Consider the following 13,086-nt stretch of genomic DNA (forward strand, 5'->3'; position numbering starts at 1 on the left):
TCCTTAAAGTGATTGAACGGCGGAATAGGCGGCCCGAAAACGGGCGAGCCGCGGCGCAAGGCGATCGGCTAGCGCGGCGTCGGGCTCTATGATGTGAGAAATGGGGGGCCGGACACAGGCTTCAGCCGCGCTGGCTCCAGTCACAGCCATGAGGGCGAGCTTCGCAGCGCCGAGTGCGGGGCCCACCTCCCCACCCTCCAGGTAAGCAAGGCGCACATTCAGTGCAGCGGCGATGATCGTGCCCCAATATCGGGATCGCGCGCCCCCGCCGATCACCGAAAGCTGTTGGATTTCAGTACCGGCGTCGCGCAGCACGGCGATGCCATCCGCATGAGCGAATGCGACGCCTTCCAGGACAGCCGCTGCGATACGTCCTCTGTCCGTTTCGTTGTCGATACCCAGCACAGCGGCACGCACATGCGGATCATTATGTGGCGTGCGCTCGCCGGAAAGGTAGGGAAGGAATATCTCAGGTCCCACTCCCGCGCCTGCCGCTTCGGCAAGGGCAAAGAATCCGGCCGGGTCATCCGCTCCGGTTGCCTTGACCCCCCAGTCGATGCAGGAGGCCGCAGACAGATGCACGCTCATCTGGTGCCACATATCGGGAAGGCAGTGGCAAAAGGCGTGCACCGCACGTTCAGGGTTAGGGCGAAAAGCCCGCGTCGCCACAAAAATCACGCCAGACGTGCCGAGCGACAGCAGCGCATCGCCTTCGTTGACGACACCGATGCCGACAGCGCCCGCAGCATTATCACCGCCGCCAGCAGCCACCGGCACCCTCGCCATGCCCCACTGCGCCGCGACCTCGTGCCGCAACACGCCCGTAACGGCATTGCCCTCGAACAGCGGAGGCATGTGATTTCTCGAAAGACCGGTGGCTCCAAGCATGACCTCGCTCCAGTCTCGCGCCGCCACATCCAGCCACAATGTTCCGGCGCTATCGGACAGGTCAGACGCCATGTCGCCGGTCATGCAAAGGCGCACATAATCCTTGGGCAACAAAATTTTATCGACGCGTTCGAAGATCTCAGGTTCATGCTCCGTCACCCACAGCAATTTGGGTGCGGTGAACCCAGGCATGGCAAGGTTGCCTGTGATGGAGCGCGATTCAGGAACCCGTTGCTCAAGTTGGCGGCATGCGTCTGAACTACGACCATCATTCCAGAGAATGGCTGGCCTCAGCGGACGATGATCTGCGCCTAGCAGGGTGGCGCCGTGCATCTGCCCAGCAAGGCCCACCCCTTGCACCCGCGCCCGGAGATCTTCGGGAAGCGCGAGAACAGCGTCCTCGGTCGCCTGCCACCAATGATCGGGATCCTGCTCTGACCAACCCGGAAAGGGGCGGGAAACGCCTAACGGGGCGGTTCCGGCAGCCATGACTGCTCCGCTCTCCGCAACGATGACCGCCTTAACCCCTGACGTTCCGATATCTATGCCGAGAAACATCCAGCTCCATCCTCCCGCCTTTAGGTAGCGCTACCATGACGCGTTGCGCAAGAGGCTTGCTCAACCTTCTCTGGCCGAATAGTCGGTAAGACCAAGGGGAACAGACCATGGCCGCTAGAAAAAATTTGCGCAGGAGAACCGAAGGGCCGACCGTTGCCGATGTGGCGCGGGTTGCTGAAGTGTCCCCGATGACGGTTTCCCGCGTTATCAACCGCGATCAGCGCGTGAGGGAAACGACCCGCAAAAAGGTCGAAGAAACGATATCAGCCATCGGCTATGTGCCAAACGCAGCAGCCCGCTCCCTTGCTGGTGGGAAGCAATGCCGCATCGTCCTGCTCTACCGCAATCCCAGCGCGGCCTATTTAAGCGAATTTCTCCTCGGTAGCCTCCATTCAGCACGGGAGAATGAAGCAGAACTGATCGTCGATGAGCATGATCCAGAGGAACCGCCCACGAATCTTGCTGCCCGGCTGGCTGCCCAGCGCGTCGACGCGGTCCTGTTGCCGCCACCTCTTTGCAATGACAGCGAATTGCTGAGCGCCCTCAAGAAAAGCGGCCTCGCCGTGGCCCAAGTGGCCTCAGGACAACCCGCGCCTTCCTCTCACGCCGTCCTGATAGATGATGAGGAAGCTGCTTTCGCTATGACACAGCATATTCTTGCCCGCGGTCACCGCCGGATAGGCTTTGCTGCAGGCGACCCCAACCAGACCGCCAGCCACCTGCGACGGAAGGGCTATGAACGCGCCTTGCTTCTGGCGGGTATCGCGCCGGAAGAGGAACTGATCGCACAAGGCAATTTTACCTATCGCGGCGGCCTGATAGCCGCGTCATCCCTGCTCGACCAGCCATCACCGCCCAGCGCGATTTTCGCTGCGAATGACGATATGGCGGCTGGTCTCATCAGCGCCGCGCATCAACGCGGATTGGACGTACCGCGCGACCTCACGGTTTGCGGGTTTGACGATACAGCAATCGCCACGACCATTTGGCCCGAATTAACCACGGTGCGGCAACCCATTTCGGCGATGGCGAGCCTCGCCATCGACCTGCTTGCTCGCGCTGTCCGGTCCAAGCAGCCTCTCGCAAGCGCTCAGCCAGAGCATGTCAGACTGGATTTCGAGCTTGTCATACGAGGATCGGACGCAGCGCTACAGGGAGAGACTTGACGGCACCGCCAAGTTCGCCATGGTAGCGCTCACAATTAGGAGGGGTTCAGCTATGCATGGGGCTGCGCAAGAGCGCGTCAATCTGGCGTTGATCGGTCGAATAGTCGCCGTAGCGACGATCGGCGGATTCATGTTCGGATATGATTCGGGGGCCATCAACGGCACGCAGGAAGGGCTTCGGCACACATTCGGTCTCAACGAGGCCCAACTGGGGCTGACCGTCAGCGCCCTGCTTCCAGGGTGCGCTTTGGGCGCTTTCCTCGCCGGTCGTTTCGCCGATATTTGGGGGCGCCGCTCCGTCATGATCGTGGCGGCGATCCTTTTCATCATCAGCGCGGCTGCGTCCGGGGGCGCATTCAGCGCAACGGTCCTGGGAATTGCCCGGTTTTTCGCCGGAATGGCGGTCGGCGCGGCGAGTGTCCTTTCACCCGCCTATATCAGTGAGGTGACTCCCGCACATATTCGTGGAAGGCTTTCGAGCATCCAGCAAGTGATGATCATATCGGGGCTGACGGGCGCATTTCTCGCCAACTACTATCTCGCAGACATAGCTGGATCGTCACTAGGCACCGCATGGGCCGGACAGCCAGCATGGCGATGGATGTTCTGGGTTCAGGCGCTCCCCGCCCTTTTGTTCCTGGTCGCCTTGTTCGGCATCCCGGAAAGTCCGCGCTTCCTGATTGCCAAGGGACGGCTGCAACAAGCAAGGCTGGTGCTTGATCGCCTTATCGGCCCCCAAGCGGCGGCTGCCAAGATGGATGAGATCGGCGCATCGCTTTCCCATGACCACCAACCGAGTCTTGCAGATATCCGTAAGCCCGGCGGCGGTTGGCGGAAAATTGTCTGGGTTGGCATTGGCCTTGCCGTGTTCCAGCAACTCGTCGGCATCAACGTCGTCTTCTACTATGGCGCGGTGCTGTGGCAGGCGGTGGGCTTTACAGAGAGCGACGCGCTGAAGATCAACATCCTTTCAGGCGCCGTATCGATCTTGGCCTGCCTGATCTCGATCCTGCTCATCGACCGGATCGGGCGTCGGCCGCTGCTTCTGATCGGCTCTGCGGGCATGACGGTGACGCTTGGAACATTGGCATGGTGCTTCAGTAATGCGACGATTATCGACGGGGTGCTCCGGCTGCCTGAGGGGCTGGGCCTTGTCGCCCTCCTCGCCGCCAACATCTATGTCATATTCTTCAACCTCAGCTGGGGCCCCGTAATGTGGGTCATGCTCGGGGAAATGTTCCCGAACCAGATGCGAGGTTCTGCGCTTGCGGTGGCAGGTGCGGCACAGTGGCTCGCAAACTTCCTCGTAAGTTCAAGCTTCCCCTGGCTGGCGAAGAATATCGGCTTGCCCGTCACCTATGGCGCCTACACTGCCTTTGCCCTGCTGTCGCTGCTGTTCGTTGTGATGACGGTTCGGGAAACGAAGGGGCTGGAACTCGAAGCTATGCAGGGTTAGCGGTTTTTCCAAGGCCTGCGGGTGGCGCCCCTATTGATGACGGGCGCCACCACCACAACTCATCACACGATCTGCTGACAAATATGCTCGACTGTAGATTTACACTTCGGTCGCGGGCCTGGCGCGACGACCGTTGGCAATACGCCCTGGGCCGCCGTGCAGCTCGACCCAGGGCGCAGCACCGACGCAGCGAGAGAGTCTCGTTCTGTCTTTGATCTGTATGACCTACCGGCTGCTCAGTTGGGCGTTGCCAGGGACCGCGCAGCGCGCCGTCCAGAGAAGATACAATCGGCAACGGACAAGCCGCTCACATAGATGTTGGAGCATATGCCGACTGCATTCCGGCCGGCTGCGTAAAGTCCGCGAATGGGCTCACCCTCTTGGTCCAGGACCGCACCGCTTTCCTCCTGCACTTGCAGGCCTCCGAGCGTCAGGACAGGCAGGAATCCCAATTTCGCGTCGATAGACATGTTGATGGCGTGGAAAGGCGCTTTCACGATCGGGGCGATGTCCTCCGATGCCTTGCCGAATGGATCGCCGGCGCCATTGTCCGCAAGCTGATTATAATCCGCCACCGCCGCCTCAAGTCCGTCCGGCGCGATCCCGCACTTTTCGGCGAGGCTTTTGACCGAGCCCGCCTTTTTCGATCCCAAAAGCATGGCGGCCAGCGCAGGGTAACGTTGAAAGGGTAAGATTGCCTTGCTTTTCGACTGGAGCTTCGCCCGCCGATAGCCTTCATCGTCAAGGATGATCCAGCACACGCCCTGATGATCCTCGACCATCGGCATGCCGATCGATGCGCCATAGAGCATCTCATTGACATATCGTCGGCCTTGTCGGTTGACGATCATGCCTTGCGCCCACGCCATGGGCGGATTGATGAAACGCCAAGCACTGACATGGTTCAGGCGGGAGACAACGCCCCCCGCGCTTTGACCCAAGCGAATACCGCTGCCATCATCCCCTGGCGTACCAAGCGGCATGCCTTTCAAATATTTGGGCGCATAATGCGCGACCATCTGCCGGTTGAAAATGAAGCCGCCCGCCGCGAGGCATACGCCCCGCCGTGCGCGGATCATGCGCGTCGCGCCCGCCTGCCGCTCCACTTCCTGGGCCTTGCTGAACAGGCGTGAAGCCAGGCGAGCGATGATCGCAGCCCCAGGCATGGACGGCGGCAAGCGAAGCACCATCGCGGTTGCGCGGCGCATCAAGGCGTCATAACGCTTGCCTTCTGCCGTATCGCGCTCCACCTGAACCGCGACCACGCCCACCACGCGTCCATCGCCATCCATGACGAGCTGTTTGACCCTTGTCGAAGACAGGGATTTGACGCCGGCGCGCTGCGCCGATTCCCTCAACGGGTCATAAAGGCCCTTACCGTAGCCCATAGGCGCATCCAGTTTATCGACCAGCGCGCGATGGCCTCTCGCGGCAGGTTTCGCCACGGCCTTGTAGTTGGGCGCAAGGCTGTTGTCGGAATGATAGAGGGAATAGTCGGTGTGGGGATAGCTGGTCTTCTTTTCGTAGACCCGCCCTTCAAAGCGGACACCGTGCCCGGCGAGCCAGCCTGCCGTTTCCGCGCTTTCCTGGCAGAAACGCCGCAGCGTGTCGTCGCTGACAACCCCTTGGGTTTCCAAGCGAAGATAGTTGAACATATCCTCTACGCTGTCCTCGATGCCAGCTTCGAGCTGCGCAGGGGTGCCGCCGCCTCCGTAAAAGATGCCTCCGTTGATGCGCGTCGCCCCTCCCCCGTCGGCACGGTCGATGGCGATCACGGAAAGCCCTTCCTCCCGCGCCTGGAGCGCTGCCGCAACGCCAGCGCCGCCATAGCCAACGATGACCACGTCTTCTGCGCCATCCCAAGCGAATGCGTCAGCATCCTCGATGATGAGCGGCGCTTGCACCTCGCTATACCAATGAGGGTCGCCAGGACGAGGTTCGCTGTGCGGGCTGGTCATAAATTGTCTCCTGAGTCTGCGGCACGCTATAAATGGACATCAATGTACATTTCAATTGGCGTGCGCAGTTAAATGACCTAAGCGGCCCCTATCCAGAAGAACGGCAAAAGGAACGAAGGTGGCAGGAACCGGAAAGCTTGTCCTGGTGACGGGCGCGACAGGCAATATGGGCAGAGCCGTTGTTGACGAACTATTGCAGACGCCCGGCATGACGGTCCGGGTCCTCGTGCGCCCGGAAGAAAAATCTCATCCCGTCATTCGCCGCCTGCAAAAGCAGCACAATATCGATTACGCATGGGGCGACCTCACCGACCCCGTATCGGTAGATCGTGCCGTCGCGGGCGTAGACGTCGTCCTGCACATGGGCGCGCTGGTTTCTCCGCTTGCCGATGAACTTCCCCCTGCTCTCGTTGAAAAGGTAAATGTCGGCGGCACGCAGAATGTCGTGGATGCCATCCGACGCCAGCCCCACGCCGATCAGATCCGCCTTGTCTATATCGGCACGGTGGCGGAGACCGGCAGCCGCAATCCTCCCAACCATTGGGGCCGAACGGGCGACCCCATCTGCATCGGCTATAATGGACATTATGCCGGGACTAAGGCGCGGGCGGAGGCAATCGTCGCGGAATCAGGCCTGACGCACTGGGTTTCGATCCGCCAGACCGGCATGGCCCATTACGACATGTGGAAGACGCAAGGGCCGATCATGTTCCACAATCCTCCAAATGGCGTAATGGAATGGTCGACCGTCGAGGATTCCGCACATCTGATGGCTATGCTGTGCGGCGACCGCATCCCAGATCATTTCTGGCGCCATTTCTACAATATAGGCGGTGGTGAAACCGGGCGGCTCGTCAATCATCAATTGATGGTCAGGATGATGGCCGCGATGGGCGTCAGCGACTTCCGCCGAATCCTCGACCCCAAATGGCTCGCGACGCGCAACTTCCACGGGCAATGGTATCTCGATTCCGACCGTTTGCAGGAACTCGTCCCCTATCGTCGCTTTTCAATCGACGATTTTTTCGCCGAGTTGTCGCGCCGCATACCCTGGGCTTTGCGCACTATCATGCGCTTCTTCCCAGGACTCGCCCGCAAACAGATCCTTAAGGTCGCGGAAGGTCCCGGTGGTCCCCTTACCTGGCTGCGGACCAATGATGTGGAGCATATCGACGCCTATTTTGGATCACGGGAGGAGTGGGATCGCATCCCAAGCAGCTGGGACGACTTCCCCCTGGCGCAGCCTTCGCGCGAACCGGTCGCACTCGCCCATGGCTATGATGACGCCAAGCCGAAGGGTGAGTGGACTGCAGATGACCTGCGCACCGCCGCCGGTTTCCGTGGCGGAAAATGCCATGCGGATGCGGTCGATGACCCCTTCACACCCGTGGAATGGGAATGCAGCCTCGGTCATCGTTTCTCTATGTCGCCCAACCTTTATCTGGCGGGCGGCCATTGGTGCCCCACCTGCCAGACCGATATCGAAAGCTATCCGCAGGTCGCCGCGTCAAATCCCTTCTTTGCGCAGGTTTGGCCAGGGCCATCCGCCCAGACATCGACCAGCGGCGCACCGAACCCTGTGAACTGAAGAATTTCTTGAAGAACCTGGTCTTTATGCGCGCGGCAGCGGCTGCGCGCACCCCCGAACTCGCCAGCGCCGCGCCCGCGACCTCATGTTGAAGGGCATAAAGGGCTTCTCGTAAGGCAGGATCACTGACCATCAACTGGCCGCTGTGGATTCCGTCCTGGCCAACTTGAAATATAAGTCCGCTTGGCACCGGCAATGGCGTTGCCATCGCAGGGGTCGCAAGTTCAATCCTTGCCACGCCCACCATCGAAAACCCCGTCAAATCAACGGTTTGACGGGGTTTTTGTTTGCCTGACGGAGGCGTCAAGCCCTGTCATGCCCACGACTTTTCTGGGCAAATTCTGGGCAAATTGCACCCTGTTTGGGCAAATTTTGGGCACGGAAATGCCGGGCGAACCCAGCCAAATCCCGATTCGTTCGTGCATCGCAGACCCGCTTGCGCAGAGCCTCATGATGCCTCTTCGACAATCGACGGAAAGCTCGTTTCGATAGTTGCGCATGACAGGCACATTGCGACGACGAAACGGTTCTGTGTTGCCGCAAAGCAGGCAATCTCACCTGCAGGCAAAAGACGAAACGCTGTCTTCGGTGCCCATAGAGCCCGCGCTCCCCCAAAACACGCACAAGCCCCTTCAAGGTCTCCTAGCACTCTTTCTCAGCGCAACATGGCGACGCCAAGCGTGCACCGGAATGTGCCGGACCTTCACAAAACATGGCGTGCCCCACCTTCAGGAATGAAGATAAATCCGCGGGTCGGAGGCGCAAAATCACATGCGACTGGAAAAGATCACATGCTTTCAATCCGTACCCGTGGGAAGAAAGGCATCTACTATATTCGAGGTTCGGTCTCGCTTGGCGACAAGCATATCGAGGTCCAAGAGTTCAGCCTGAGAACGACCGATCGTGATGCGGCGGCCCATCTAATGGCGGAACATGAAACGAAGCTGCGCCACCAGCTCATGTTCGGTCCCGCTGCGCTCGTCGCTCAAGGAACCATCGCCGACGCCTTCGATAGCTATCTTTCAAAGGCCAAGCCTCCTTGCGCGTCTGACATCCTGCGCATCGGCAAGCTCAACGGCCTCATCGGCGACTTCAGCCTGCGTGAACCCAAACAGGCATGGGAGCATTTCCGCCGCGCTTACCTGACCGGCCATGATCCGGGCGGTCAGGATCGCTATCGCTCGGTGTTTCAGGCGGCGATCAATGTCCATTACGAACTGCACGACCTTCCGCCGCTGCGGATCAAGGCAATCCCGTTCAACAATGAGCGGGTGCGCTTCCTCAGCAAGGAAGACCGCGATCGGCTCATCGCAGCCTATTCACCTCATATCCAACCAATTATCATCATGCTGGCGTTCCAGGGTCCGCGGATTCAGACGGCCTTGCAGATACCCTGGGGCGTCGATGGGATCGACATGAAGGAAAGATCGATCCGGCTCAATCACAGCAAGAACGCCGTCATCAAGTCCGTGCCGATGCATCCTCGCCTGTTCGATGTGCTTCGGCCGATCTGGGAAAAACGAGGACAGCCGACAAAGGGCCACGTCTTCCTTAATCGGTTTGGCAAACCTTATTCGGACACGCGCAAGTCGAACATTCCCGGCGGCAATCCGATCAAGAACCAGCATGCGACCGCCTGCAAACGCGCGGGGATCGAGGATTTCACGGTCCATGACTGGCGGCACCACTGGGCATCCCACTGCGTGATGGCGGGCATTGACCTCATCACGATCATGAACATGGGCGGTTGGAAGTCACTGCGGATGGTTCAGCGCTATTCCAGCGTCAGCGTGGACCACATGCGTGAGTCCATCAACAAACTGAGCTGAGGCAGATCTTCTGGACTTGGGGCAGACCAAACGGTCTGCTCCGTTCCTGCATGCGCGTGTATGCGGCCGACCTCGATGCGCTGCTGCATGATATCCGTCATCTACGGGAGGAGCGTTCTTCTCTGTATGCCACCGACAGCTATGACGCCAGTCGGGCCCTTGTCATCGAACTGCGCAGCCGAGGTTCGGACGGCATGGCATATGAAAGCGTACGACGCGCTGATGGTGAATGCACGGCGATTTTCCGCCCCCGTCTACTCACCAACTACCGTCAAGAGCGGCACTTGTGCTATGTGGGGGATGGGCAGTCGCAGTTTACGAGAAGAGGGCATTTTGCTGACCGCTTATCGCTAAGCACAACGCCGGATAGCCGCAGCCAAGATATAGATACAGCAATCCTCAACGCTGCGGGCCGGACCAGGTATCCGCCAAGACGTGGACGCCCTGTCAAGTTCCGTCCGGACCTAGTAACCTGGATTGGGTAACAATCGGGCATTCCGAACTAGTGCGCACAGGGGCTGCCGGAGTAATTCGGCGATAGATATAGAGGGACTGCGTAGGGACAAGCTCCCGATAATTGGTTGCTAAATATGTCCGCAGAACTGCATCGCGAAGGAAAAAGCCGCGAACGTCGAAGGTGGTCGGCTGATAGACATAGTTGGTACGCCGCTCGAACATAACAAGCTCCGGCGCAGAGCAGCGGACTTCCAAAACTGCCTCTTTCTGAATTTGCTTCGCCAGCGCGCGTAGCGGCGCAGGATTGGGGCCAATGACCTCCCCATGTGCGATCGCCGGTATCATCCAAAAGGCAGCAAGGCGCGATGACCATGCCAAGCCATGATCCTGGACCGTTGGCCAGCCCCACATCGGATCGGCTGAAGCGATGAAGACAGGTTGCCCCCTCGGCACAGCGGCGAGCACCGGGTCAATTTCCGCCCGGAAGAAGTTGGAATAAGCGCCGGTCTTGAAAGGCAGTAATACGGGCAAAGACAGCATTACCAACCCGATAACGACCGGGATCGGCCGGCGCATATCTGCCATTCCCAATCGCACAGCCGCGGCAGTGGCGGCGGCTCCCGTTACCGGGACACTATGATAAAGCCAACCCTTCCGTTGCAGAAAATAGGCGATAGCAAACCCAATAGCGACAATCAGCAGCGTCGACACCTGTGCGTTCGCTTTTCTCCCGAATGCTCTTCCATAGACGAGGAAAAATGCAACGATATAAGCCCAAATGACGATCCAGGGGCGAGAAAACATCATCTCCCACGACGACTGATAACCGTGATAGGCGGTTTGCACCATCGGCACAGCATGAGTGAAAAAAGCAGGCGTGAAGAAAACTACCGCGAACGCATAGAGAAGCGCGGTGGAAAAGAGCATCAACGTTTCGGGACGCACTACACGCCACTGCGGACGGTTCTGAATGATCAGCCAAACTTCCAGCATGATCGGAATGACGATAAAATAGTGCTTGAGCGCAAACGCATAGGCGGCCGCCATACCGACCATTAATGCCAGCCCAGTGGGCACCGCCTTGCCGACTGATCGACGCGCGACTAACGTGGCATAGGAGAGAGCGCCGATTAGCGCCAGATGTTCCCGCTGACCGAAATCGTAAAGAGGTGTAATGACGGCCAACCAGAAGGTCAGCATCATCGTTGCAAATCGTACCGTGGGCGAGGTAAAGTTCCCCAAATGCCCAACTAACAAGGCAGAGATCCCACCCCCCGCCACCACTATAATCACCAGCAGACGCAGCGGTGGTAAGTGAAATAAGGCGGCTAGATTATGAATCGGCACAGCCGACCAGAACCACAGCGGCGGATTGATCTCCCAAATATCGCGATAGAGCGATGCCCCATTCAGCAGCTGTCGGGCCACCCAGAACTGCCAGACTACATCATGCGTGATAGGAATATCGTAGATAAGGAAAATGGTAAGTGTAGCAGCTGCCCATAGAGCAATCTCAGGCAGGAAGCGCGTTACGGTGCCACTAGCCCGGCTCCAAAAACGATCCAGACGCCAATGATCTGCCGACCCAATCATTCCACCTCCCTGTCATGAAGCATTGCCATTAGATCCTGTAAAGATGCACTGGCCGTTAACATGCTGATGAAGCTTCCATGCCGTTCATTGCTAGATCGATCAATCGCAACTCATTTCTTTTTCAGATGTTGCGACGCTGTGCCGCCCCGTTGAGCGGACGATAGCAGGCGAGTAACCGCGACAGGCGATCAAGCAGTGAATGAAGTGTTTGCCGTGGCTAGCGCCAGCCTTCCAACCTTTGTGATAAATCGGTGAGGCTGAGTTACACTCAACCGCATATCACTCACGCTGCCTCCCAGGGATAGACGATCTTGCGACCAGAATACGGTTCTCGCCGTGAGAACATCAGAAGGAACGGCAGCAATCTCTCACGCAAGGCTGCGCTTCTTCTATGCCCTAACATCATCTGATATAGTTAAGGTTCGCTCAACTAAGACGCGCTAGGCAGACTGCATGAACCTTGAGCCCATCGCCGCCGCTGCGCGAGCCTGCCCCCTTTGCGGAGCGGGCTCCGATCAGGCCGAACCCTTTCTGCCCGAAACACGCGACGAAAGCCGAGTGAGCGCCTCGAGCTTTGCATCACGCAAAGTGCCCGAATATATGAGCCATGCCATGGTCCTTTGCCGGGCATGCGATCTCGCCTATGTTGACCGCCCTCCAACGGCCGCCTCGCTGGCGGCGAGCTATCACGAAGCTGATTATGACAGCGCTGAGGAGGCCGAAGACGCCGCTGACGCCTACGCGCGTGCACTGCAGCCGATGCTCGACCGACTGAAGGAGCGAGACGCTGCGCTCGAAATTGGAACCGGGACCGCAGCTTTTCTAGAACGGCTGGCCGATTCCGGCTTCGCGAAGCTAGTCGGAGTCGAGCCTTCAAAAGCTGCCATCGCGGCGGCGCCAGCACACCGAAAAGCATGGATATATGAAGGAATTTTCGAGGAAGAGGTTTTCGTTCCCGAAAGCTTCGATCTCATCTGCTGCTTCATGACGCTGGAACATGTTCAAGATCCAGGAGCTCTGGTGGCATCGGCGTATCGTTTGTTGAAACCAGGCGGGGCGTTTGTCGGCGTGACGCATGACCGACGCGGACTGCTCAACCGGCTGCTCGGACGCCGTTCTCCCATCGTCGATATCGAACACATGCAACTATTTTCGGCGGAGAGCGCGCGACGGCTCCTCCAAATCCATGGCTATGGCGATGTTGGTGGCGCGAGTTTCTGCAATAGCTATCGGATGAGCTATTGGCTGCGGCTCATGCCGCTGCCGGATGGACTAAAGCGGATCCTCACTAGATCGGTACGAGGCTCGTGGCTGGACCGTCGGCGGCTCCCCGTGAATGTCGGTAATTTCATGAGCTGGGGCTTTCGTCCCAAAGGCGAATTCTCAGACGCCGCCTGATAGCGGAGTGGTGAAAGCCGACAGCTGGCACTCTTAGAGAAGGGCCGGTGCCAACATGAATCGACGGCCCCACTCGGTGCGCGTCGGGTGAGTCGCGAGCAGTCGGATTCCAGTCCACACACGATTTCGCGCAGCATAGCAGCGCGGGAGCATGGAAGACGCTTGGCAAAAAGACATCGTTGCCACGCTGCTCACG

The 13,086-nt window shown here is 59.0% G+C and carries 9 protein-coding genes; 6 read left to right on the forward strand and 3 right to left on the reverse strand.

Translation table 11 applies throughout. The features are described 5' to 3' along the window. Positions 1-3 precede the first annotated feature (3 nt). Entirely contained in the window at positions 4-1,446 is a 1,443-nt protein-coding gene (xylB, locus tag ACI3KQ_RS14645) for a xylulokinase (RefSeq protein ID WP_404958866.1), read from the reverse strand. A gap of 107 nt (positions 1,447-1,553) precedes the next feature. On the opposite strand from xylB, the gene ACI3KQ_RS14650 reads away from it, so the two are divergent. Beyond that, a complete protein-coding gene (locus tag ACI3KQ_RS14650; RefSeq protein ID WP_404958868.1) occupies positions 1,554-2,612 on the forward strand; it encodes a LacI family DNA-binding transcriptional regulator in 1,059 nt (352 codons plus the stop codon). Next, positions 2,548-4,068, forward strand: a complete 1,521-nt coding sequence (locus tag ACI3KQ_RS14655) for a sugar porter family MFS transporter (RefSeq protein ID WP_404958870.1) — start codon at positions 2,548-2,550, stop codon at positions 4,066-4,068. The genes ACI3KQ_RS14650 and ACI3KQ_RS14655 overlap by 65 nt, the downstream gene beginning before the upstream one ends. Before the next feature lie 236 nt (positions 4,069-4,304). Here ACI3KQ_RS14655 and ACI3KQ_RS14660 read toward each other — a convergent pair whose 3' ends face one another. Beyond that, the gene (locus tag ACI3KQ_RS14660; protein WP_404958872.1) at positions 4,305-6,026 is read right to left on the reverse strand and encodes an FAD-binding protein; all 1,722 of its coding nucleotides are present in this window, start codon (positions 6,024-6,026) and stop codon (positions 4,305-4,307) included. Between the two features lie 118 nt (positions 6,027-6,144). Here ACI3KQ_RS14660 and ACI3KQ_RS14665 point away from each other — a divergent pair, with 118 nt between their 5' ends. The 3 genes from ACI3KQ_RS14665 to ACI3KQ_RS14675 all read left to right on the forward strand — a co-directional run bounded on the left by ACI3KQ_RS14665 (position 6,145) and on the right by ACI3KQ_RS14675 (position 9,928). Next, positions 6,145-7,614 carry an NAD-dependent epimerase/dehydratase family protein gene (locus tag ACI3KQ_RS14665; protein WP_404958874.1) on the forward strand — a complete coding sequence of 490 codons (1,470 nt, stop codon included), beginning with the start codon at positions 6,145-6,147 and terminating at the stop codon, positions 7,612-7,614. Positions 7,615-7,901: 287 nt separating this feature from the next. Next, complete coding sequence (locus ACI3KQ_RS14670) at positions 7,902-9,443, forward strand: tyrosine-type recombinase/integrase (protein WP_404958876.1); 1,542 nt, start codon at positions 7,902-7,904, stop codon at positions 9,441-9,443. 50 nt (positions 9,444-9,493) lie between these two features. Beyond that, positions 9,494-9,928, forward strand: a complete 435-nt coding sequence (locus ACI3KQ_RS14675; RefSeq protein WP_404958878.1) for an RES family NAD+ phosphorylase — start codon at positions 9,494-9,496, stop codon at positions 9,926-9,928. Here ACI3KQ_RS14675 and ACI3KQ_RS14680 read toward each other — a convergent pair. After that, positions 9,891-11,492 carry a GtrA family protein gene (locus ACI3KQ_RS14680; RefSeq protein WP_404958879.1) on the reverse strand — a complete coding sequence of 534 codons (1,602 nt, stop codon included), beginning with the start codon at positions 11,490-11,492 and terminating at the stop codon, positions 9,891-9,893. The two genes, ACI3KQ_RS14675 and ACI3KQ_RS14680, sit on opposite strands and share 38 nt — an antisense overlap. Before the next feature lie 600 nt (positions 11,493-12,092). Between ACI3KQ_RS14680 and ACI3KQ_RS14685 the strand changes: the two genes are divergently transcribed. Then, complete coding sequence (locus ACI3KQ_RS14685; RefSeq protein ID WP_404958881.1) at positions 12,093-12,890, forward strand: class I SAM-dependent methyltransferase; 798 nt, start codon at positions 12,093-12,095, stop codon at positions 12,888-12,890. Positions 12,891-13,086: the final 196 nt, after the last annotated feature.

Source organism: Sphingobium sp. ZW T5_29 (genome assembly GCF_044987515.1).
Lineage (GTDB): Bacteria > Pseudomonadota > Alphaproteobacteria > Sphingomonadales > Sphingomonadaceae > Sphingobium.

Excerpts from the sequence above, each read along its gene's own strand:
- ACI3KQ_RS14650 (WP_404958868.1), top strand. The coding sequence starts at position 1,554 with ATGGCCGCTAGAAAAAATTTGCGCAGGAGAACCGAAGGGCCGACCGTT.
- ACI3KQ_RS14685 (WP_404958881.1), top strand. The coding sequence starts at position 12,093 with ATGAGCCATGCCATGGTCCTTTGCCGGGCATGCGATCTCGCCTATGTT.
- ACI3KQ_RS14655 (WP_404958870.1), top strand. The coding sequence starts at position 2,548 with ATGTCAGACTGGATTTCGAGCTTGTCATACGAGGATCGGACGCAGCGC.
- ACI3KQ_RS14660 (WP_404958872.1), bottom strand. The coding sequence starts at position 6,026 with ATGACCAGCCCGCACAGCGAACCTCGTCCTGGCGACCCTCATTGGTAT.
- ACI3KQ_RS14675 (WP_404958878.1), top strand. The coding sequence starts at position 9,494 with ATGCGCGTGTATGCGGCCGACCTCGATGCGCTGCTGCATGATATCCGT.
- ACI3KQ_RS14680 (WP_404958879.1), bottom strand. The coding sequence starts at position 11,492 with ATGATTGGGTCGGCAGATCATTGGCGTCTGGATCGTTTTTGGAGCCGG.
- xylB (WP_404958866.1), bottom strand. The coding sequence starts at position 1,446 with ATGTTTCTCGGCATAGATATCGGAACGTCAGGGGTTAAGGCGGTCATC.